The following is a 22,517-nucleotide window of genomic DNA, read 5'->3' as shown; positions in this document are numbered from 1 at the left end:
TAGCCACTTATCTTATTTATTTCAGTCACATTATTTTAAAAGTGAAGCATCCTCAAGGCGTGTTATACGCTAAATAATTCAAATTTCTCTCTTTCTGCTTTCCTCGGAGGTTGGCGTATAAAACTATATTTTAATAAGCTAACGACTTACCATGATAAGTGACGTGATTCATTAACTTGAACATATAAATAATGGTGTAAGTCTCCACCTGCCATACATTAATTATATATTTAATTATTTGTTTATTCCTAATTATTCATGATTTAATTATTATGATGTTAATGTTTTTATCTTTATCTCATTGTTTATTTTTACTTAATTAATCTTTAGAAAACATTTGATAAAAATTATTTTTGGACATATCTTATTAAGTGTTAATTCCAGTTCTTTAAATGTTATTTCATTCTAAAATTATCGAACTACACAGCAGCATTCTCCAAGAGCCTGTACCAGTATGTCGTTGGGGTATTGGGTGACGTACTACGGATATATAAGCTTTATGATACAAGGAGAGAACATGAGCTTTGATATTGCAGAAAACACCTCTTCAGAGATTCAGGATTTTGTGACCATTGGCGGCTCTTCCGTGGATGAGCTTGTAAAAAAAGGAATTTATCATATTCAAACTTCTGGAAAGCGAATTTCATCCAGAGCGGGAGACGCATTACAGTCCTATGGGGTAAATTATGTACTTAAAGATCCACGTAACCGACTTCATCATCTTCGTGATGGGGCAATAAAGTATCTTTCTCGTGAGTTTTTGGCTTATTTCAGTGGGAACCTTAAAGCTGAAACTGGGCTTGCAAAAGCATCCAAATTTTGGATGACACTTGTAGATGAAGATGGGAATGTAAATTCTAATTATGGATACTATGTTTTTTATGAGGCGGTTGAGTCATATGGTAATCAGTATAATTGGGTGAAAAGTGTTCTACTTAAAAATAGGGATTCAAGAAGAGCGATTATAAATATAAACCAAAATTACCATAAATCTGATACAAAGGATTTCCCATGTACGCTTGGAATGCAATTTTATATAAAAAATAATAAATTATTCTGTGAAACAATCTCCCGTAGTACAGATGTAATTACAGGTCTTCCATACGACATGGGTTTTTTCTCTTTTATTCACGAGTTGGTTTGGAAAGATTTGATTGAAAATGGAGTTAAAAATCTTGATTTGGGATATACTATAATGAAAACCACATTTACCCAAATATATGATAAGAATATCTCAAAAGCATATGAAGCTATAGAAAATTTTTCTGATGATACTTTTATAACGAGAATGCCTGCTATTGAGTCAGCAAGCGAAACGCTGTCAGATATTTTGACTGGCAATGAAAATACCACCGTTATGAAATGGATTCATGCTAATGCAGAATAAACATGTCACTATTATTTTGGCCTCAAATAACGAAGCGAAAATATCATCTACGAAAAATATATGTAGTAATCTTTTCCCGAACTTCACACTTAGTCATCATATCGTCTCTTCTGGTGTAAGCGAAACACCTGAAAATGATGACGAAGCTATAAAGGGATGTTATATACGTATTGATAATGTTGAGAGCAACACCAATTATCACGTTGATTATATTATTGCTCTGGAGGGGTTAACAGAAAAAACATCTTTTGGTAGTTTTGTTTATGGGTGGGCGGTTATTAAAGATACGAAAAAAAATAAATATCACTATGGTTGTAGTGGCAAAGTCATGTTACCTGAAGATGTCACAGAAAAGCTTTCAAAAGATATCCGGTTATCAGATGTAGTTCTTAATTTATACCCACATATATCAAAAGCAGATATGGGTAGGCTTGGCACTAATGGCGTGCTCACCAATGGGCTTTATACGCGAGTTCATGAGTTTGAAACCGCGTTGAAATGTGCATTTGGCTCACTTGCTCTTGAGAAAGGTAAGATGGGTGATTAAATTAATTTTATTTGATATTGATGATACTCTTGTGGACCATAAAACTGGGGCTTATCAGGCTATACAGAGAATCTCGGACCTAATGATTCGTCTAAATTATGCTGATGCCCTGTATGACTTTAGTGAATTTATTTTCAGCTATGAGGCGCGGAACCATACACTTTGGTCAAAGTTTGAATTTGGTGAAATTGATATTGCTACATTATTAAAAAAGAGATTTATCTATATATATAATTGGTTCGGCGTTAAAGATTCTGATTATGAAGTTATTGAAGAAACATATTGGAATGCATATATAGAAAATTGTGCGTTGAAAAGTGACTGGCTTCCTTTACTTAAACAGTTAAGCTCCAGGCTTCCTTTGGTGATATGTAGTAATGGTATGGAGGCCGTCCAGCGCCGGAAGCTTATGCATACTAAGATTTTTCCATTCTTTAGTCGTTTTTATTTTGGAAATCGTTATCCTGACTGTAAGCCTGATACTCATTTCTTCACAAAAATTCTTCTGGATTTTAATGTGCAACCCGAAAATGCCATTATGATAGGGGATAGTATTAATAACGATATTCTCCCTTGTGAAAAACTGGGGATTAAAACACTACATTATACTGATTTTAACTCATTTCAACCTATTAAAAAAATACTTATGGAACTCACCAATGGATAAGAAATTTATCTTTAGGGATATAAGTTACCTTGATTCGACTTCAATGAAGTTAGTTCAAGGAGATATCTCGATGATTGGGGGGGAGATAACTTACGTAGGCGAAAGGAGGAAGGATGATGTCGAAGGAATAGTTATACCATCAGAACAATTCGTCGTCTTACCTGGGCTTGTCAATGCTCATCTTCACCCGAGTAAAGAGATTTATGGAAGCATCTTAGATGCATCTCCTATTGATGTAGTGCTTGATTCTGTGCATCGAAATAATACGCTGGAGGACGCTGAAGGTCAGTATGTTGCTTCGCTTAAATCATTAATGATGGCTATGAAGAAAGGTATAACAACAGTTGGTATTTTTACAAGCCGAATTGAAAGTGATATACGTGCGATACAACAGGTGAAAAATCGGTGTGTAGTAAATTTTTGTCAGAGTAATCAATGGGTAGGCAATGGTAAAGGTCCAGAAAATGAAAGTGTTGAAACGATTGTTTATAAATACCTCCTTGCTGAGGAAAAATACCAGTCCGAATTAATTACTATTCTACCGGCTACCGCATCTGAACTTTCTGCCGATGACATTTTACTTAAAAAATTACACCAGCTTGCTAATCACCATCAAAAAAAGTTTACTCTTCACATTCATGAGGGAGCATATCAGGTTGATTCTCACCGAAAAATATTTGATGTGAGCGGCGTTGAGCGTCTTGCTCGTTTGGGTATTCTTGATAAGCATACAACGCTTATTCACTGTTGCCACCTATCAGATAGTGAGCTAGATATTCTGTTATCAACACAATGTCATATTATCCATTGCCCAGTAAGTAATAGTTTTGTTGGCGCAGGCACCTTACCATTACGTCGACTCTCGTCTCATTTGGACCTGGGGCTTGGTACCGATGCTGCAATGGTTAATCCTGGAAATGATCTTACTTTTGACGCGCTTTTTGCCTTATACCATCATGGTGATGCCAATTTTGACACGAAAGTAGATGCCGGAAAATTCTTCATATGATTACAGAAGGGGGAGCGAAGTCTCTTGGTCTGATGAATGTGGGTAGAATTGCTCGTGGTTTTAAAGCAGATCTCATTTTCTTTGATAAGACATGCATCGGTGTTGATTATATCAATACACCTATTTCATTACTGAAAATGTTGCACTATGAGAATCCCTGTAAAGTAATCGTGAATGGCGAAATTCGCCTGAATAATGGTCAATTTATAGACCCTGTTTTAGAAGGTAACAACGAAAAATTTTCTGCAATTAGAAGGAAGATCATAATATGAAAAGCATCGCTTTTTTGTTTTCAGGGAGAGGAAGTCTTTTAACCTCTGTGCAAGATGCTATCAAGGATACATACTCTCAGGCAAAGTTAAGCCTTGTCTTAACAAATAACCGAGATTTTTCTCCCGAGGGTAAACCTATTTTCGACGGTGTTGCAGTTACAAAAATAGCTCATCATGATTATAAAAATCGATATGATTTCGAAGAGAAAATTGCGGAAAAATTAATAGAAGAAAAAGTTGATTTGATTATTTTAGGTGGTTTTAGACGAATTTTTTCTCCCGAATTTGTCGAGAGATTTGGTGACAAAACAATGAACACGCATCCATCACTTCTCCCTGCTTTTCCCGGTGATAAAGCGCAACTTAAAGCGTTGCAAGCAGGGTTGAGAGTGACTGGAGCAACGTTGCATTTTATTAATGAAGACGTTGATGCTGGTCCAATAATTGATCAAGAGCCTGTTAGAATCACTAATGGGATGAGCGAATCTCAGCTTAGAGAGAGTATTGTTGAGGCTGAAAAGAAAATGATATATAACGCCATTCGTGCTTTTTTGGATGGGAGAATAAAAATAGTGAATAATAGAGTTAGCTATGAAGGATATTTCGATGTACAAGATAAAAAATAATATTATTGCTGCGATCTGTGTTGCAAGTATACTATTTTTAGCTATTGTCAGCCTAGGGTTGTCACTGGCAATCCTTCCTTTATATGTTAATAAAGTGCTTGAGTATTCTGCATTTTATGTTGGTCTTGTGGTTGCGGTTGAGTCTGTGTCCACCTTGCTATCACGTGCGCTCGCCGGTCGATATTCCGATAATCATGGCCCGAGGAAAGGTATGGTGGTAGGCTTATGTTTAACTGTTTTTTCTGGCTTATTATGCTATCTATCATTTGCATTTCTGGACCCAGGAAAAGCGGTTTTTTCTGTAATAATTATTTCACGTATACTAATGGGAATAGGTGAGAGTCTTATTTTTACCTGTAGTGGCACTTGGCCGATTGGTTTGGTTGGAAGGGAACATGCAGGTAAAATTATGTCTTGGGTTGGAATAGCAATGTTTCTTGGATTAGCTATTGGCAATTATTTTGGCATATGGTCTTATTATCACACTGGTATCACTCTATCCGCGATTATAATGACAATGTTACCCGCTCTGGGGTTTATCATTGTTTTAATCGTCAAACCTGTAGCTGTGCATCCGAATAAAACACACGCGACACTCTTATTTGCTGTTAAAAGAATATGGAAAGCCGGATCTGGTTTTTCATTAGCTAATATTGGTTATGCCTCTATTACCACTTTTTTAGTTCTTTATTTTATACAGAATGACTGGGGAGAAAATTCGGCTGTTGCGCTTGCTCTTTTTGGCGTGGGATATGTTATTTCGAGGCTGACTCTTGGTTGGAAGGCTGACAGTTCGGGGTTAAAAATGACTCTATTCTCACTGACAATCGAGGCGATAGGTCTGTTGTTGATCGGCTTATCATCCCATCCGTATGAGGCAATGCTGGGTTCTTTCCTTACAGGATTTGGTTTATCTATGGTATATCCGTTGCTCGCTCTTCCTGCTTTAAAAAGTATGCCGGAAGAGCATCTCGGTCTTGCTCTCAGTACCTATGAATCTTGCTTTGATATTGGCATTTTGTTTTCTGGATTTATCGGGGGCATCATAGTTTCTGTTTTTGGCTATCCTGCTATGTTCCTTTTCTCATTTTGCTGTTGCCTGTTGGCATTGTACTCGTCGGTGTTGGCATATCGACAGGTGTCATTATCTGGTTCGATTCACCAGGTTCAGTCTTCCTAGCTGATGAACTCATTGGATGAGGGTGGAAAGTAAGGCTTGAAGGTCCCCTGCAAGTAATCCTTCGGTTCTTATTGAGAATAAGAATTTATCGCAAAAATAACTTTACAGGTGCGAATGATAATGATTATTATTGCTGTGCGTTCCGGGGAACGATGTCATGTACCTGTGTTAACTACCGATGGTGTTCATGACGATTCGGCTTCCCTGTGAAGGCACGACATTGCTCACATTGCTTCCAGTATTATTTAGCCAGCTCGGGTGCTGGCTTTTTTTTTGCCTGTCGAACGCGCCTGACAATGCCGTTTAAGCTCTTCTGTAAGTCTCCTTCTTTTTCCACTGCCATAAGCCATTCACCGCTGGTTAATTGAGACGTTGTGCTGGAGATTGCCTGCCTGAGATCCAGTGCCATCCAACAGTATTCGGGATGCGAAGACGATCACAACAAAGTAAAAACAGTGTTTTATTTTTTCGCCATAGAGCAGATAGTCACTAGTGTTCAATAAATTCATAGTGTCTAGTGTCTAAAAAAGGGTAATGCGTCCAATTAGTAGAACATGTGTTTTTCAATGAATGCCCCGATGACTTTTTCATGCAATTCTATCGAACGCGAGAAGCAGATTGTTTTACGGGCCAGACGTTTAATACGTGTCCTCAGTGTCAGGTTGTTACGCTCAATACGCTGAGTGAAGATTTTTCCTGTCAGATGCTTATCTTTCGGGAGTTCTCTGGCATAACTGCCCCAGTCATCGCTGGTTATTTATCATACCGATGTTAAACGGCGTCAGCAGAGCCAGAAGTTCACGGCAGGTGTTATCCGTGCGCGGTCCAAACGTGTAAGCCAGAACGCCACCTGTTTTGGTGTTGTATGCATACCAGAGCCAATGCTGCCGGGCTTTATTGCCGACAAAGCTCCATTGCTCATCAAGCTCACAGATAAGTGCTACATCGGCATGAGCGACCGGAGAGGAAGTTATTCGCTTCGGCGCGAGTTTTTTAACGTGCGAATGACGGTGTTAATACCGATTTTCAGTGTTCTGGCTGTATCACGAACGCCGGCGCCGTTGAATGCCATTTCGGTAATTTGTTTTTTGACACCGGGCTTACGCGCTTCATAGGTATAGGTGAGCAGAAACACGCGGTGACAGTCACGACAGCGAAACCGGTCACGACCTTTAGGGTTCTGTCCATGACGGTAAACCTGAACAGACTGACAGCGAGGACAATGAACATTAACGCTGGCCATGAGCAAACCTCAAAGCGGTCATTATATATCAATTCAACTAATTAGAGGCACCACCCAAAATCTGATTATAGAATCGTTATCACGATTGTTCCGTGATTTCTGTAATCTGCTCTCAATCGACGAAAAGGAAAGGGTTTATGGATAGCTTATGGAGTGGGAAAAAAAATACATTTTTCTTAATAATGATGTTGTTGAGTCTATTTCTGTGTGGCCTAAAAGTAAGCCATGCGGCAAGTAACGATAAGGCCTTCCTGCACCCGGGTATGCTTTATACACAAACCGATCTGGAACGGATGAAGGCGGGAGTCGATAGTAAACAAGACCCCTGGTATACGGATTGGCAACTGCTGCAATCTCACTATTTGGCAAGCTCCACGTATTTGGTCACGCCAAAAGCGGTGGTATACCGGAACGATCCGACGAATGGCAATGTGGGAAATGGCGAGTTACAGAATAGTGCTTCAGCCGCCTTGTCCCTCGCAGTTGAATGGGCGATAACAAAGAATCCCGCTTATTCTAGTGCGGCGATAAAAATTCTTAACGGCTGGTCAACGACGTTGACGGCAATTAAGGGTAACGACGCACAGCTTGCCGCCAGCCTGTATGGTTATAAATTGCTTAATGCGGCTGAAATTCTGCGCTACACCGACAGCGGTTGGTCGTCGGCTGATATTGCGCAGTTTAGTAAAATGATGACCAGCGTATTTTACCCATTAACCCGTACGTATGGTCAGGTAAATGGCGGCTGGGCCAATGGCAATTGGGACGCGGCCGACACGGTATTTAACCTGAGCTTAGGCGTATGGCTGAACGATGCCGAAATATATAACGACGCAGTTAATTACTTTAAGCAGGGCGAGGGTAATGGCTCGGTTATCCATTATGTACAAAATGAAAATGGCCAATTACAGGAAAGTGGCCGCGATCAGGCGCATGCACAAGGGGGATTAGGCTTATTAGTGATGGCGGCGCAGATTGGCTATAACCAGCGCCAGTATCATACAAGCGGTGCAGATATGGTGAGCTACCCGAATAATAGCTATCCGCTTGTTAAGGCGGCGGAATACACCGCGAAATATAATCTGGGATATACGGTGCCCTATACGCCGATTCCTGGTAAAGGCTATACGCTGGCGGATATGGGAAAGGGAAACTCATGGACACCAGGCTTAACGATATCTCCACGTTTTCGCGGAGAATTCAGGCCAATATATCGGGGGATTTTCAGCTTATTCACCGCCGCTGGTGTGTCTGAAACCAAGCTGCCTTACACGAAAGACGTCATCAGCCGTATGCCGATAGGTAAATTCTATTTTGATCATCCCTCGTATGAAGGACTGATTAATGCCACGGGGGCTTCTGTCTCAGGCTCGATGTCTATTGTTTTGCAATCGGTCAGCAAATCGAGAAATCAGGATAATACCGGGACGCTGGCTACGGTTACTGGCGAATCAACGCCCATTATCGTTAATGGCGTAAATCCCTCTGTAACCAGTGGCATTCAGGTGGTTTACCTTAATCAAAATAGATTCGCTTTTCGCTCAATACAGACGGGGAAATATATTTCTGCCACCGCTGACGGGCATTTAGTGGCGTCTGCCAACAAGGTGACCGACAGCGAATCTTTTATTTATACCGACTCCGGAAACGGTAATGGAACGTTATTCGCGGTGTCGAATAAGCGTTTCATCATTATGGATCCTGACACCTATCAAATTTCAGCGACCGGAACAGGCGTTAATAATGATAATGGTCTGTGGGTGATGTTATATCCCGACCCGATAGCGTTAGGTGTCGTTAAGTAATCGCCGAACATGGAACCAGAGTTAACCTCTGGTTCCGTCATTCCTCAAGGCAACATCCCGTTCTGATTTTTCGAACAGAGCGGTGAGTTTTTTGCGCTATCTTATTTGCCACCGCCCGTTACACTTTCCTTATCAAAAACGCGGGAGGAAATAACATGATCTATTTACGTCAAGCGCAAGATCGCGGGCATGCGAATCACGGCTGGCTCGACAGCTGGCACACGTTTTCATTTGCCGATTATTACGATCCTGATTTCATGGGATTTTCGGCACTGCGCGTCATTAATGAAGACGTTATCGAAGGCGGTCAGGGTTTTGGCACACATCCGCATAAAGATATGGAAATTCTGACCTATGTTTTATCCGGTGCCGTTGAGCATCAGGACAGCATGGGAAATAAAGAGCAGGTGCCAGCGGGTGAATTCCAGATTATGAGTGCGGGCACGGGTATTCGTCACTCGGAATACAATGCTAGCAAGGACGAACCGCTGCATCTGTATCAAATCTGGATTATCCCGGAAAAAACCGGGCTGACGCCGCGCTACGAGCAGAAGCGCTTTGATGTGCAGCAAGGGCGCCAACTGGTACTGTCCCCGGATGCGCGTGAAGGCTCGCTGAAAGTCTTTCAGGACATGACGCTGTGGCGCTGGGCGCTGAAGGCGCAGGAGCAATCGGTGTATCAGATTCAGGCTGAACGCCGCGTCTGGGTGCAGGTGGTGCGCGGTACGGTAGAGATTAACGGCCAGAAAGCGGAAACCAGCGATGCGTTTGCTGTCTGGGACGAAACGGCGATCTCCGTCCACGCCAGTGAGGACAGCGAAATCCTGCTGTTTGATTTGCCGCCGGTATAAGGATGGCTAAGTCATAACGGAAAAGCCTGCGTAGGAAAGACGCGGGCTTGAGGTTGCTGACAAAGTCCATAGAGCGGGAGTAACGGATAGATCGTAAAGACGCTGTGAATACATCCCTGTACGCTCGGCTTGCGCCATCCCTGGCGCAAACGCTTTACTCTTCTATTCCGTTACTCCCGTTTTCATTCGGCAAATAGGTTTGTCAACGGTCTGAAGCCCGCGTAGGAAAGACGCGGGCTTTTTACTTTCTTAAAAGCCTCACGTTATCATGCAGATTCTGCCCCTTTGCCTTTACTTTCTTCATGTTTTTTTTGCTAGACTTAGATTACTGTTTTTCAGGCATTTTTAGTCGACGATGAAGAAGAAAAGACCCGTTCTCCAGGACGTTGCGGACCGCGTTGGGATTACCAAAATGACGGTAAGCCGTTATTTGCGTAATCCCGCTCAGGTGTCCGCCGCGTTGCAGGAAAAGATCGCTATTGCATTGGATGAGCTGGGCTATATCCCCAATCTCGCGCCGAATATGCTCGCCAGCTCCACCAGCCGGGCGATTGGCGTGCTGCTGCCGTCATTGACCAATCAGGTTTTCGCCGAGGTATTGCGCGGGATTGAACGCACGGCGGAAGCGCACGGCTACCAGACCATGCTGGCGCACTATGGCTATCATCCTGACAGAGAAGAACAGCGTCTGACCTCATTGCTGTCGTATCACATCGACGGGCTGATTTTGGCTGAACGTACCCATACGCCGCGAACGCGCCAGATGCTGGACGTGGCTGGCATTCCGGTCGTTGAGCTGATGGATTCCGTCTCGCCCTGTCTGGATATGGCCGTCGGGTTCGATAATGTTGAAGCCGCCCGCCAGATGACGCTGCGTATGGTCGCGCTGGGGCACAGCCATATCGTTTATCTCGGCGCGCGGCAGGATGAGCGTACGATCATGCGCTGTCGAGGCTATGAACAAGCGATGTGGGAAAGCGGGCTCAAGAGCTATTGCGTGATGAGCGAGCGAGCCTCTTCCTATTCGCTCGGTGGTGAACTGCTGCGGCAGACGCAGGCGGAATACCCGCAGGTCGACAGCGTATTTTGTACCAATGACGATTTAGCCGTTGGTGCGATGTTTGAATGCCAACGCCAGGGATTGCGCGTGCCGGAAGATATCGGCGTAGCGGGTTTTCACGGGCACGACATCGGCCAGGCGATGGTGCCGAAGTTGGCTAGCGTATTGACGCCGCGTGAGCACATGGGGCGCATCGGCACCGAGCGTTTGCTGGCTCGTCTGCGGGGTGAGCCAGTGGCGCAGGGGATGGTCGATGTCGGTTTTACCGTGCTGGACGGCGAAAGCCTTTAAGCGGCTGCGTTAGCCAGCCGCGCGCAGTGCCTCAACGCAGCGCTGTACGACGTCTTCGCGGCTGCCATCAATATCGACCTTTAGGACATCCGGTTCATCGCTGCCTGGTTCTTCCAGCGCATCGAACTGGCTTTTCAGCAGCTCCGTCGGCATGAAGTGGCCCGCTCTGGCTTTGTGGCGCTCAAGAACCAGCTCAAAGCTGCCTTTCAAATAGATAAACACCATCTTTTCGTTCCCTGCGCGCAGGCGGTCACGGTAACGCTTTTTCAGCGCGGAACAGACGATGATGCCGGTCTCGTTTTTGTGCGCCAGGCTGTAGGCGACATCGCTGAGTCGCTCCAGCCACGGTGCGCGGTCGTCGTCATTCAACGGCGTACCGCTGGCCATCTTCTGGATATTTGCGCGCGGATGCAGATCGTCGCCGTCAATAAATTTTGCCTGAATGGCGCGGCCAAGTTTAGCGCCAACTGAGGATTTTCCACTGCCTGATACGCCCATCAGAATAATGCTTCGACCTGACATAATTTGATCTCTATCTCAAAATGTAAATTAAATGATGCTTAATGGTTCCACACTTTAACATGTTACCCGTATCATGTTACCGGTATCAAATGATGATGTGATACACCTCACAAACAATCAGCTAACCCAGACCGAGTGCCCTAAAGAGATTATTAACGATGACAGAAATCACCTCCGCTTATAGCGCCAGTGTGTTATTAACCATTGCCGCTGGTGCAGTCGCACTGCTACTGGTGCTGATTATGCGCTTCCGCGTTCACGCGTTTTTGGCGCTGACGCTGGTGAGCCTAATCACGGCGCTGGCGACGAAAACCCCTTTTGAGAAACTTGTACCTACGCTGCTCAGCGGTTTCGGCAGCACGTTGGCCTCCGTTGCTCTGCTGGTTGGTCTGGGGGCAATGATTGGCCGCCTGCTGGAAGTGACTGGCGGCGCAAATGTGCTGGCGGATACGCTAATCAATAAATTTGGTGAGAAACGTGCGCCTTTCGCGCTGGGGCTTGCCTCTCTGCTGTTCGGCTTCCCGATCTTTTTCGATGCCGGGCTGATCGTGATGTTGCCGATTATTTTCAGCGTGGCGAAAAGGTTTGGCGGTTCAACGCTGACCTACGCGTTCCCTGCTGCGGGCGCATTTGCCGTGATGCACGCCTTGCTGCCGCCGCATCCCGGTCCGGTTGCGGCCAGTGAGCTGCTGGGTGCCAATATTGGCCTGCTGGTGCTGGTCGGCGCTGTGATTGCTTACCCGACCTGGTATCTGGGCGGTTATTTGTTTGGTCTGTGGGCTGGTAAGAAATTCCATTTGCCGCTGCCGTCGACTTTCCTGACTGAAGTCAAAGCGGATGAGAAGCATACGCCGCCGGCGTTTGGCGTGGTGATGTGGGTGCTGTTGCTGCCGCTGATCCTGATCTTCCTCGATACCGGGCTGAATACTCTGACGGTGATGGGTGTCATCAGTGGCGATAGCGGTCTGGTGCAGTTCCTGCGTATGTTGGGGAAAACGCCGATTGCTCTGCTGATTACGGTCTTGTTCGCCATGATTATGTTTAGCGGTCAGCATAGCCGTAGACACCTTGAGAAAATCTGTGAAGGTGCGCTGGGTCCGGTGTGTTCGATTATTCTGGTAACTGGTGCGGGTGGCATGTTCGGTGGCGTTCTGCGTTCCAGTGGTATTGGTGACGCGCTGTCGGGTGCGCTGGCGGATACTGGTATGCCGGTGATTGTGGCGGCGTTTGTGGTGTCTGCTGCTCTGCGTGTGGCACAGGGTTCTGCAACGGTGGCGCTGACGACGACGGCGGCGCTGATGGCACCTGCGGTGGCAGCGACTCCCGGCCTCAGCCAGTTCGATCTCTGCTTTATCGTGGTGGCAATTGCTGGTGGTGCGACCGTGCTGTCGCATGTGAACGATTCAGGCTTCTGGCTGGTTGGTCGTTTCCTCGAAATGGATGAGAAAACGACGTTGAAAACCTGGACGGTGATGGAAACGCTGCTCGGCACCATCGCGTTCCTGATAGCGGTGATAGGCAGTATCTTGCTCTGATGTGTTTAACCCCTCCCTCTTACAAGGGAAGGTTTTGACATTAATCCGGCGTAAAAATTATGCAGCGGTGATCATGAGCACCGAGTGAGCGGCATGGATGCCGCGAAAGCCAGTGCGGCGTCGGGAACGCCTCACTGGTGGCTCGAAGGGTGATCATGAACGCCGATGGCACCGCGTAGCGGCATGATTTAGCCGGAAGCATGGGTTCGCAGGGCGGCGGCGACTGAGCGCCCTGCGTCGGGCGCGTGCTACGGAGTAGTATGGAAATTACGGCGTTCTCGCGCACGAAACCGTCTCTTAGTTGGCATAAAAAATGTGACTAAGACACAGGGAAGCTACGATGCGGCTATAACTTCATATAAGCACGCACGCCGTCGAGGAACATCTGCGTCGATAGCATCACCAGAATCAATCCCATCAATTTCTCCAGCGCGCTCACGCCTTTCTCACCCAGCAAACGCAAGAACACATTGGACATCAGCAGGATAATGAAAGAGATACTCCAGGCGATAAACAGCGCCAACGTCAGGTGGGGGAGCTGATTAGGGTACTGGTGGGAAAGTAGCATCAGTGCTGCCAGGATCGACGGCCCCGCCACCAGTGGAATCGCCATGGGCACCAGAAACGGCTCTTCACCGGCTGGCAGACCACTGCTGTTGCCTTCCTGCGAAGGGAAAATCATACGAATCGCGATAAGGAACAGCACGATTCCGCCGGAAATGGACACGGTTTCGGTACGCAGATTCAGGAACGCCAGAATACGTTCACCCGCGAACAGGAAAATCAGCATCAGTCCGAGCGCGATCAGCATTTCACGGATCAGCACCACGCGTCGGCGTTTGGGGTCGAGATGCTTGAGGACGGACATAAAAATCGGCAGGTTGCCGAGTGGATCCATAATGAGCAACAGCAGCACCGTTGCGGAGATCATTTCTGTCATGTTGGTTTTTTACTCCCGAAACCTTGTTTCCTGACCTGGGCCATCTTCACGGGCGGGTCAACGTGATTATCCTGTGCCAGGTCGATGATATTAGAATGACTGCTGAAAAATGCCGTACTATCGAATAAATTCACTTGCGACTTGATGTACATTTTGTAAGGCTGAATGACACAATTATTTACGGGTTTACGACACGACACGCGCACCCTCTGCGGCAGATCACTGAGTCAGCAATAACCAGGCGCTATCGACGTTAGCCACAATTCTTTTTGTTACCCCCAAAGCAGGACAGTTACCATGAAAAATGTTGGTTTTATTGGCTGGCGCGGTATGGTCGGCTCGGTTCTCATGCAGCGCATGGTGGAAGAACGCGACTTTGATGTGATTCACCCGGTATTCTTCTCGACTTCTCAGCACGGCGAACCTGCTCCGGCGTTGGGCGGTCATCAAGGCGTGTTGCAGGATGCTTATAATATCGAAGCTCTGCGCGCGCTGGACATCATCATTACCTGTCAGGGCGGCGATTATACCAATGAAGTCTACCCGAAGCTGCGTGAAAGTGGCTGGCAGGGCTATTGGATCGATGCCGCATCCTCGCTGCGTATGAAAGATGACGCGATTATTATTCTGGATCCGGTTAACCACGGGGTGATTCAGCAGGGGCTGGATAAAGGCATCAAAACCTTTGCTGGCGGTAACTGTACTGTCAGCCTGATGCTGATGTCGTTGGGCGGCCTGTTTGCCAACAATCTGGTGGAGTGGGTTTCTGCCGCGACGTATCAGGCTGCTTCTGGCGGTGGTGCGCGTCACATGCGTGAGCTGCTGACCCAGATGGGCGCGCTGCACGGTGAAGTGGCGAAAGAGCTACAGGACCCGGCGTCTGCGATTCTGGATATCGAGCGTAAAGTCACCGCGCTGACCCGTAGCGGTTCGCTGCCAACCGATAATTTCGGTGTGCCATTGGCGGGCAGCCTGATTCCGTGGATCGACAAACAACTGGATAACGGCCAGAGCCGCGAAGAGTGGAAAGGTCAGGCGGAAACCAACAAAATTCTGGGCACCAGTAGCGTCATTCCTGTCGATGGTCTCTGCGTGCGCGTCGGCGCACTGCGCTGCCACAGCCAGGCATTCACCATCAAACTGAAGAAAGACGTGGCGCTGCCGGAAATCGAACAGCTGCTGGCCACGCACAACGACTGGGTGAAAGTGGTGCCGAACGATCGTGACATCACCATGCGTGAACTGACGCCTGCTGCGGTAACGGGCACGCTCTCTACGCCAGTGGGTCGTCTGCGTAAGCTGAACATGGGGCCGGAATACCTGTCCGCCTTTACGGTTGGCGATCAGCTGCTGTGGGGAGCCGCTGAACCGCTGCGCCGTATGCTGCGCATCCTGCTGTAGTTATCTTGCTATAGTCTTCCTGCTTTTCTGGCGCAGCATCGGTTGGTGTTGCGTCAGTTTCATATTCACGTTATATCGGAAATAGAAATGAATGAATACCGACAGTGAAGAGGAGATACCGCAGGTATTGACCTGGAGAAATCAGAAATTCGTTGTAACAACGAATAACGATCTACTGGATATTGATGCCATACATTGCTATTTGACGCGTTCAAGCTGGGCAACGGGCATTGATATTGATACCGTTCAGGAATCCCTTGCTAACAGCCTTAATTTCGGGTTATTTACTGAAAGTAAGCAGATTGGGTTAGCACGTGTAGTGACGGATTTTGCGACTTTCGGTTATCTCTGTGATGTTTATGTACTGGAAGAATATCAGCAGCAAAAATTGGGAAGCTGGTTAATGGAATGCTGCCTTGACCACCCAGTGCTTAAGCGGTTGCGGCGTATTATGTTACTGACATCAACTGCACCATGGCTCTATGAAAAAGCAGGATATTCTCCGGTTAACAAAGAAAACTATGTCTGGACGATTACTCGTCCTGATATGTATCAATCAAAGATTCATCCGGCTTTAGTAAAACCGTCAGATTAAGAGTCGTACCCCTCTATTAAGCATTGTTTTAGGCAATGTTCTTATCTCTGTCAGATCCTGATCCTAGCTACGGTAACGCGTTTATCGGCGAAATTAGCCCTACAACTCTGTCGTATGATAAATAAATCTATAATATTGGGTGTTAAGTTCATTTTTATGGGATAAGCCCCAATATGATGGATTTAAGCGTACGTGATCGACTGTGCAATGTGTGTTTTTCACAATTGTGATGATTCAGTCTGACGTCACGGTTGTTTACGTATCCACCCGCAACGCCTTTATCTAACCCATCACGCCACGCTATCCAGCTGTTCCAATACCTGACGGGGTGAAATCAGCGGGACACGTACTTCTACCCGGGTGAATTTATCCGCTTCGCTGACGACGGTGATGCCATAGCGGTTGCCGTAGCGTGCTTTGATCCGGCGGTCGACCAAATTCATGCCTAGTCCATCACCGCCGCTGCGGGGCTGATAGGTGCCGGCGTTATCTTCCACTGACAGCTCCAGCGTGTTGGCGTGCAGGCGTCCGCTGATGTGGATGTGCCCGCTTTCAATCATTTGTGAGATACCGTGCTTAATCGCATTTTCGACGATGGGTTGCAGGGAAAACGCCGGCAAGCGAGCCTCACGCAGGGCTTCCGGTAGTGAAATATCTACCGTCAGATGATCGGCAAAGCGTGCTTTCTCGATTTCGAGATAAGCGTTAACGTGCTCCAGCTCGTCATTGAGCGAGACTTCATCGTTGCTGCGCTTGAGGTTTTTACGGAAAAACGTCGATAGAGACAGCACCAACTGGCGGGCATGAGCGGGATCGCGTCGTATCACGGCGGACAATGTATTCAGCGCGTTGAACAGAAAATGGGGGTTGACCTGCGCGTGCAGCAGCTTGATTTCCGATTGGGCCAGCAGCTGTTTTTGCTGCTCAAAACGGCCTGTCAGAATCTGTGCAGAAAGCAGGTGGGCGATCCCTTCTCCCAGCGTGCGGTTAATGCTGGAAAATAGCTTATTTTTGGGCTCATAAAGCTTGATCGTGCCGACAACGCGCTGATCTTCGCCCCGCAGCGGGATCACCAGCGTGGAACCGAGTTTGCAGTGTGATGACACCGAACAGGTATAAGACACCTCGTTGCCGTCGGCATACACCACCTGATTGTTGTCTATCGCCCGGCGCGTGTGTGATGAGGTGATAGGCGCACCGACATTGTGGTGATCATCGCCCAGTCCGATGAAGGCCAGCAGTTTGTCGCGATCGGTAATCGCCACGGCACCGACCCCCAGTTCTTCATACAAAATACGGGCAACGCGCATACTGTTTTGCGGGTTGAACCCCTGGCGCAGCGCCCCTTCGGCGCGGGCGGCGATTTGCAGCGCTTTGGCGGAAAATGCAGAGGTGTATTTTTTCCAAAAATGGCGCGTCTGTCGAGCAGAATGCGCATAAACATGGCGGAACCGACGGTATTGGTAATCATCATCGGTAGCGCGATATCTCTCACCAGCTCAACGGCGTTATCAAACGGACGAGCGACCAACAGAATAATCGCCATTTGCAGGCATTCCGCTACCAGTGCGGTCAGACCGACGACGAGGGGCTGAAACAGCAAATCGATACGATTGCGGCGTGCCAGATAGCGGTGTAACAGCCCGCCGAGCAGGCCTTCGGCAATCGTTGACAGCATACAGGCCAGCGCGGTCATACCGCCCATCGAATAGCGGTGTAACCCGCCCGTTAACCCAACGAGAAAACCAACGGAAGGGCCGCCCAGCATGCCCCCGAGCACGGCACCCGTCGCGCGGGTATTGGCAATCGAATCGTCTATATGCAGGCCGAAATAGGTTCCCATAATGCAAAACACGGAAAACACCAGATAGCACACCAGCTTGTGCGGCAGACGGATAGTGACCTGCATCAGCGGGATAAATAGCGGTGTCTTGCTGAGCAAATAGGCGATAACCAGATAAACACACATCTGCTGTAACAGGGAAAGAATCAGATCAACCTGGCTAACCATGGGCGGGGTCTCGTCATACATCGGTCAACATACATAATCCGCCAAATTGTACTGCTTTTTGCCAGCGGACGAATCGATCTTTAAACAAAAGATGCTAATTATCTCGTGTCATAACTTATTCATATAAATATAAACGGAAAAATTTCATCAGTTCTCTGATATTTCTCCGTTCTTTGACTACGCTGAATTAGGGGGCGTGGCTCAAGAACTCTTTCATACTATTCATTATTTTTACACGTCGCCGTTATTCATTAGCAAGCTAATAACCCGTTATTTTTATTGATTTTTTGTTAAAAATAAGTAGCGGGAGAATATAAGTGCAACCTAATGCGCTTTTATATTACTTATTTATTTAATTCAAATGGTTAATCAGAGGATGGATACCATGTCAGCGTTTTCTGATGCGATTAATTCACTTATTTCCGGGCATTACGCCGATCCGTTTTCGCTGTTAGGTATGCATCATTCTTCTAAAGGCCTTGAAGTTCGGGCACTGCTGCCGGATGCGCAGGCAGCCTGGGTGGTTGATGCCAGCAATGGACGAAAAATTGTCGAGCTGGAACGTATAGACGAACGCGGTTTTTTTTGTGGTCTGGTGCCGCGTCGTAAAAATGCCTTCCGTTATCAATTGGCCGTGACCTGGCGTGAAGAAACCTGGGTGATTGAAGATCCTTACCGCTTTGGCCCGCTGTTGCAGGATATGGACATTTGGCTGTTGGCCGAAGGTACCCACCTGCGGCCTTACGAGCGATTAGGCGCCCATCTGGAAACATTGGACGGGGTAGAAGGGACGCGTTTTGCCGTCTGGGCGCCGAATGCACAACGCGTTTCAGTGGTGGGGCAGTTTAATTTCTGGGACGGTAGACGCCATCCGATGCGGCTGCGTAGAGAAAACGGCATTTGGGAACTGTTTCTGCCCGATGTGAAAGCGGGGCAGCTCTACAAATATGAAATGATCGACAGCCACGGGAACGTCCGGTTAAAGGCCGACCCGTATGCGTTTGAAGCACAGATGCGCCCCGATACCGCATCGCTGATTACGCCACTGCCTGAGAAAGTCCCGACCTGCGATGCCCGGCGTGAGGCGAACAGCCTGCGTTCACCGATCTCCATTTATGAAGTTCATCTCGGTTCCTGGCGGCGGCATACGGATAACAATTTCTGGCTGAGCTATCAGGATCTGGCGAAGCAACTGATTGATTACGTGCAGTATATGGGCTTCACGCACGTGGAGCTGATGCCGATTAACGAACATCCGTTCGACGGTAGCTGGGGTTATCAACCGCTGGGGCTCTATGCGCCAACGCGCCGTTTCGGCACTGCGCAGGAGTTCAGAGCGTTTGTTGATGCGCTCCATGACGCGGGCATTAACGTCCTGCTGGACTGGGTGCCGGGGCACTTTCCCGGCGACGAATACGGTCTGGCACAGTTTGACGGCACCGCGCTGTATGAATATGCCGATCCGCGCGAAGGCTATCATCAGGACTGGAACACGCTGATTTATAACTATGGCCGCCATGAGGTGCGTAACTATCTGGCGGGTAACGCACTGTTCTGGATGGAACGTTATGGCATCGACGGGCTGCGGGTGGACGCCGTGGCTTCCATGATTTACCGCGACTACAGCCGTAGCGAAGGACAATGGGTGCCGAACCATTACGGCGGTAAAGAGAATCTCGAAGCGATCGCGTTTCTGCGCTACACCAACCACATGCTGGGACATGCGGCACCCGCGGCGATCACGCTGGCCGAAGAGTCTACCGATTATCCGGGCGTGACGCTGCCGCCAGACTGCAACGGTTTAGGATTTCACTACAAATGGAACATGGGCTGGATGCACGACACGCTGGCCTATATGCAGCACGATCCGGTTCACCGCAAATATCATCACGATTTGCTGACATTCGGCATGTTGTACGCCTACAGCGAGAACTTCGTGCTGCCGCTGTCTCACGATGAGGTGGTGCACGGTAAGCGTTCGCTGCTGGATCGCATGCCCGGCGATGCCTGGCAGAAATTTGCCAATTTACGCGCCTATTACGGCTTTATGTGGGCGTATCCCGGCAAGAAGCTGCTGTTTATGGGCGGCGAATTTGCGCAAGGTCGTGAATGGAACCACGACGCCAGTCTGGACTGGCATTTGCTGGATGAGCCGGAAGGCTGGCACCGGGGCGTGCAGACGTTGGTACGCGATCTCAACCATTGCTATCGCCAACAGCCGCCGTTGTATCAGCTGGATTTTCAGCCGCAGGGCTTTGAATGGCTGGTGGTAGATGACCGGGAAAACTCGGTCTTTGCCTTTGTGCGGCGTGACGAGCAGGGCAACGAAGTGCTGGTGGTCAGCAATTTCACGCCAGTTCCACGCTATGGATACCGCATCGGTATTAACCAACCCGGTGGTTGGCGGGAAGTGATCAACACGGATTCTGGCTATTACAACGGCAGCAATCTGGGCAATGTCGGAACGATTTACAGCGAGGAATGGGGCAGCCATCAGCGTCAGCATTCTCTTGTGCTGACCATTCCGCCGCTTGCCACGCTGTATCTGGTGAAGGAGGCGTGAATGGCGGAATTACAGACGGGTAAGCCGACGCCGCTGGGAGCCAGTTTTGATGGACAGGGCGTGAACTTCGCGCTGTTTTCGGCGGATGCCGAGCGGGTCGAACTGTGTGTCTTTGATGAACGTCAGCAGGAACAGCGCATTGAGATGACGGCACGCAGCGGCGATATCTGGCATGGCTATCTCCCCGATGCACAGCCGGGGCTACGCTACGGTTTCCGGGTCGATGGCCCGTTCGAACCTTCTCAGGGGCTGCGTTTCAATCCGCATAAGCTGCTGTTGGATCCCTGCGCCCGCCAGCTTGATGGCTGGGTGGTGGATGATGAGTGTCTGCAAGGCGGGATTGATGAACGGGATGAACGTGACAGCGCTGACATCATGGCGAAGTGCGTGGTCACGGCTGAGGATTACGACTGGCAGGATGACCAACATCCGCAAACGCCCTCGAATCAGACGGTGATCTATGAGGCGCACGTTCGCGGGCTGACGCAGTTGCACCCTGATATTCCCGAAGACATTCGCGGTAGCTATGCCGCATTGGGTCATCCGGTGATGATTGATTATCTGACGTCACTCGGCATTACCGCGCTGGAGTTACTCCCGGTACAGCAACATGCTGATGAACCCCGGCTTCAGCAACTGGGGCTGCGTAACTACTGGGGCTATAACGTGCTGCTGCCCTTCGCCGTAGATAACAGTCTGGCTGCGGGTGACGATGCGCTGAATGAATTTCGGGATGCGGTGAAAGCGCTGCATCACGCGGGTATTGAGGTCATTCTGGATGTGGTGTTCAACCATAGCGCTGAACTGGACGTTGAAGGCCCCACGCTGTGCCAGCGCGGTATCGATAACCGCAGCTATTACTGGCTGAATGAAAACGGTGAATACCATAACTGGACAGGCTGCGGCAATGTGCTGCGCCTGAACCATCCGGCGGTCATTGATTGGGTGATGGACTGCCTGCGCTTCTGGCGCGAGGTGTGCCACGTTGACGGTTTCCGCTTCGATCTGGCAACAGTGCTGGGGCGCACCCCGGATTTCACCGCCGCCGCGCCGCTGCTGTCCGCCATGAAACAGGATAGCCGCTTGCAGGGCTGCAAGCTGATTGCCGAACCGTGGGACATCGGGTATGGCGGTTATCAGCTCGGTCAGTTCCCGACACCGTTTGCCGAGTGGAGTGACCGCTACCGTGACGACATGCGCCGCTTTTGGCTGCATGGTGATATTTCTCTCGGCGCATTTGCCCGCCGCTTTGCCGCCTCCAGCGACATCTTCCAGCAGCATGACCGCCTGCCTTACGCCTCCGTTAATAAACTGACGGCTCATGACGGTTTTACGCTGCGCGATCTGGTGAGCTTCAACCACAAGCACAACGACGCCAATGGTGAAGGCAACCGCGACGGCACAGACAGCAATTTCAGCAATAACCACGGTACGGAAGGGCTGGAGGCGGATGACGACATCCTCCAGCGGCGGCTGGCCAGCCAGAAGGCGCTGCTGACGACGCTGATTTTGTCACAGGGAACGCCCATGCTGCTGGCGGGCGATGAGCTGGGGCACAGCCAGCAGGGCAACAACAATGCCTACTGTCAGGATAACGAACTGACCTGGCTGCACTGGGAAAACGCGAACCGCGAACTGCGCGAGTTTGTCGCCGGATTGATCCAACTGCGTCGCGCGATCCCTGCATTACAGCAGGAGACGTGGTGGCAAGAAGGGGACGGTGCAGTGCAGTGGTTGAACAGAGAAGGTCAGCCGTTGACGCCGCCGCAGTGGGAGCACGGGGAACATCAGTTACAGGTCTTACTGTCTGGTCGCTGGCTTGTGGTGTTTAACGCCAGCCTGCATGCCGGGGCGTTCGTTTTGCCAGAAGGCCACTGGCAGGTTTCACCGCCGTTTGATGAGACGAACCCGCCCGAGGGCGGAATGTGGCAAGGACAAGCGCAGGCCGTATGCGTCTTGATAAAGCAGATCGCCTAAGCGCAAGCCATTAAAAGAATAATCAGGAGATAGCC

At 48.6% G+C, this 22,517-nt stretch carries 21 protein-coding genes and 1 pseudogene; 15 read left to right on the top strand and 7 right to left on the bottom strand.

Annotated features, from left to right (window positions below):
• The first annotated feature begins 517 nt into the window (after nt 1-517).
• The 7 genes from NAL19_RS19810 to NAL19_RS19780 are packed head-to-tail and all read left to right on the top strand — an operon-like array spanning nt 518 to nt 5,688.
• Complete coding sequence (locus NAL19_RS19810; protein WP_263058228.1) at nt 518-1,387, top strand: thymidylate synthase; 870 nt, start codon at nt 518-520, stop codon at nt 1,385-1,387.
• On the top strand, nt 1,377-1,934 hold the full coding sequence (locus NAL19_RS19805; RefSeq protein WP_263058227.1) for an inosine/xanthosine triphosphatase: 558 nt from the start codon (nt 1,377-1,379) through the stop codon (nt 1,932-1,934). Before NAL19_RS19810 ends, NAL19_RS19805 begins: the two co-directional genes overlap by 11 nt.
• Entirely contained in the window at nt 1,927-2,601 is a 675-nt protein-coding gene (locus NAL19_RS19800) for an HAD family hydrolase (RefSeq protein WP_263058226.1), read from the top strand. The genes NAL19_RS19805 and NAL19_RS19800 overlap by 8 nt, the downstream gene beginning before the upstream one ends.
• Nucleotides 2,594-3,610 (top strand): amidohydrolase family protein, encoded by a 1,017-nt coding sequence (locus NAL19_RS19795; protein ID WP_263058225.1) that lies wholly within the window; start codon nt 2,594-2,596, stop codon nt 3,608-3,610. The genes NAL19_RS19800 and NAL19_RS19795 overlap by 8 nt, the downstream gene beginning before the upstream one ends.
• Nucleotides 3,607-3,882 carry an amidohydrolase family protein gene (locus tag NAL19_RS19790; RefSeq protein WP_263058224.1) on the top strand — a complete coding sequence of 92 codons (276 nt, stop codon included), beginning with the start codon at nt 3,607-3,609 and terminating at the stop codon, nt 3,880-3,882. Before NAL19_RS19795 ends, NAL19_RS19790 begins: the two co-directional genes overlap by 4 nt.
• Nucleotides 3,879-4,508, top strand: coding sequence for a phosphoribosylglycinamide formyltransferase (gene purN / locus NAL19_RS19785; protein WP_225086082.1), 630 nt, complete (start codon nt 3,879-3,881; stop codon nt 4,506-4,508). The genes NAL19_RS19790 and purN overlap by 4 nt, the downstream gene beginning before the upstream one ends.
• Nucleotides 4,489-5,688, top strand: coding sequence for an MFS transporter (locus NAL19_RS19780; protein ID WP_225086081.1), 1,200 nt, complete (start codon nt 4,489-4,491; stop codon nt 5,686-5,688). The genes purN and NAL19_RS19780 overlap by 20 nt, the downstream gene beginning before the upstream one ends.
• A 241-nt stretch (nt 5,689-5,929) precedes the next feature.
• Here the strand turns inward: NAL19_RS19780 and NAL19_RS19775 are convergent, their stop codons facing one another.
• The 4 genes from NAL19_RS19775 to NAL19_RS21890 all read right to left on the bottom strand — a co-directional run bounded on the left by NAL19_RS19775 (nt 5,930) and on the right by NAL19_RS21890 (nt 6,931).
• On the bottom strand, nt 5,930-6,097 hold the full coding sequence (locus tag NAL19_RS19775) for a hypothetical protein (RefSeq protein ID WP_263058223.1): 168 nt from the start codon (nt 6,095-6,097) through the stop codon (nt 5,930-5,932).
• 135 nt (nt 6,098-6,232) lie between these two features.
• Complete coding sequence (locus tag NAL19_RS21900) at nt 6,233-6,391, bottom strand: IS1 family transposase (protein WP_411561429.1); 159 nt, start codon at nt 6,389-6,391, stop codon at nt 6,233-6,235.
• A gap of 40 nt (nt 6,392-6,431) precedes the next feature.
• Nucleotides 6,432-6,623, bottom strand: a complete 192-nt coding sequence (locus NAL19_RS21895) for an IS1 family transposase (protein WP_411561428.1) — start codon at nt 6,621-6,623, stop codon at nt 6,432-6,434.
• A gap of 35 nt (nt 6,624-6,658) precedes the next feature.
• On the bottom strand, nt 6,659-6,931 hold the full coding sequence (locus NAL19_RS21890) for an IS1-like element transposase (RefSeq protein WP_411561408.1): 273 nt from the start codon (nt 6,929-6,931) through the stop codon (nt 6,659-6,661).
• 137 nt (nt 6,932-7,068) lie between these two features.
• Between NAL19_RS21890 and NAL19_RS19765 the strand changes: the two genes are divergently transcribed.
• The 3 genes from NAL19_RS19765 to gntR all read left to right on the top strand — a co-directional run bounded on the left by NAL19_RS19765 (nt 7,069) and on the right by gntR (nt 10,938).
• Entirely contained in the window at nt 7,069-8,736 is a 1,668-nt protein-coding gene (locus NAL19_RS19765; RefSeq protein WP_263058222.1) for an alginate lyase family protein, read from the top strand.
• Between the two features lie 155 nt (nt 8,737-8,891).
• A complete protein-coding gene (locus NAL19_RS19760) occupies nt 8,892-9,587 on the top strand; it encodes a pirin family protein (protein ID WP_263058221.1) in 696 nt (231 codons plus the stop codon).
• A gap of 355 nt (nt 9,588-9,942) precedes the next feature.
• Nucleotides 9,943-10,938, top strand: a complete 996-nt coding sequence (gene gntR / locus NAL19_RS19755; RefSeq protein ID WP_225086071.1) for a gluconate operon transcriptional repressor GntR — start codon at nt 9,943-9,945, stop codon at nt 10,936-10,938.
• 9 nt (nt 10,939-10,947) lie between these two features.
• Here the strand turns inward: gntR and NAL19_RS19750 are convergent, their stop codons facing one another.
• A complete protein-coding gene (locus NAL19_RS19750; protein WP_263058220.1) occupies nt 10,948-11,460 on the bottom strand; it encodes a gluconokinase in 513 nt (170 codons plus the stop codon).
• A 158-nt stretch (nt 11,461-11,618) separates the two neighbouring features.
• On the opposite strand from NAL19_RS19750, the gene NAL19_RS19745 reads away from it, so the two are divergent.
• The gene (locus NAL19_RS19745) at nt 11,619-12,995 is read left to right on the top strand and encodes a GntP family permease (protein ID WP_225086069.1); all 1,377 of its coding nucleotides are present in this window, start codon (nt 11,619-11,621) and stop codon (nt 12,993-12,995) included.
• Between the two features lie 346 nt (nt 12,996-13,341).
• Here NAL19_RS19745 and NAL19_RS19740 read toward each other — a convergent pair whose 3' ends face one another.
• Complete coding sequence (locus NAL19_RS19740) at nt 13,342-13,935, bottom strand: YhgN family NAAT transporter (protein WP_263058219.1); 594 nt, start codon at nt 13,933-13,935, stop codon at nt 13,342-13,344.
• Nucleotides 13,936-14,232: 297 nt separating this feature from the next.
• Here NAL19_RS19740 and asd point away from each other — a divergent pair, with 297 nt between their 5' ends.
• Both asd and NAL19_RS19730 read left to right on the top strand, forming a co-directional pair.
• A complete protein-coding gene (gene asd, locus NAL19_RS19735) occupies nt 14,233-15,336 on the top strand; it encodes an aspartate-semialdehyde dehydrogenase (RefSeq protein WP_180743315.1) in 1,104 nt (367 codons plus the stop codon).
• A 91-nt stretch (nt 15,337-15,427) separates the two neighbouring features.
• Nucleotides 15,428-15,931 (top strand): GNAT family N-acetyltransferase, encoded by a 504-nt coding sequence (locus NAL19_RS19730; RefSeq protein WP_263058218.1) that lies wholly within the window; start codon nt 15,428-15,430, stop codon nt 15,929-15,931.
• A gap of 290 nt (nt 15,932-16,221) precedes the next feature.
• On the opposite strand, the pseudogene NAL19_RS19725 reads toward NAL19_RS19730, so the two are convergent.
• Nucleotides 16,222-17,942, bottom strand: a pseudogene (locus NAL19_RS19725) (LytS/YhcK type 5TM receptor domain-containing protein).
• 385 nt (nt 17,943-18,327) lie between these two features.
• On the opposite strand from NAL19_RS19725, the gene glgB reads away from it, so the two are divergent.
• Both glgB and glgX read left to right on the top strand, forming a co-directional pair.
• Nucleotides 18,328-20,505 carry a 1,4-alpha-glucan branching enzyme gene (gene glgB / locus NAL19_RS19720; protein WP_225086065.1) on the top strand — a complete coding sequence of 726 codons (2,178 nt, stop codon included), beginning with the start codon at nt 18,328-18,330 and terminating at the stop codon, nt 20,503-20,505.
• The gene (gene glgX / locus NAL19_RS19715; protein ID WP_263058217.1) at nt 20,506-22,482 is read left to right on the top strand and encodes a glycogen debranching protein GlgX; all 1,977 of its coding nucleotides are present in this window, start codon (nt 20,506-20,508) and stop codon (nt 22,480-22,482) included.
• Nucleotides 22,483-22,517: the final 35 nt, after the last annotated feature.

This window comes from Pectobacterium sp. F1-1, from assembly GCF_025643735.1.
In the GTDB taxonomy this organism is placed as follows: domain Bacteria; phylum Pseudomonadota; class Gammaproteobacteria; order Enterobacterales; family Enterobacteriaceae; genus Pectobacterium; species Pectobacterium colocasium.
The sequence above is the reverse complement of the archived record's forward strand: the minus strand, read 5'-3'. Positions and strand labels throughout refer to the sequence as shown.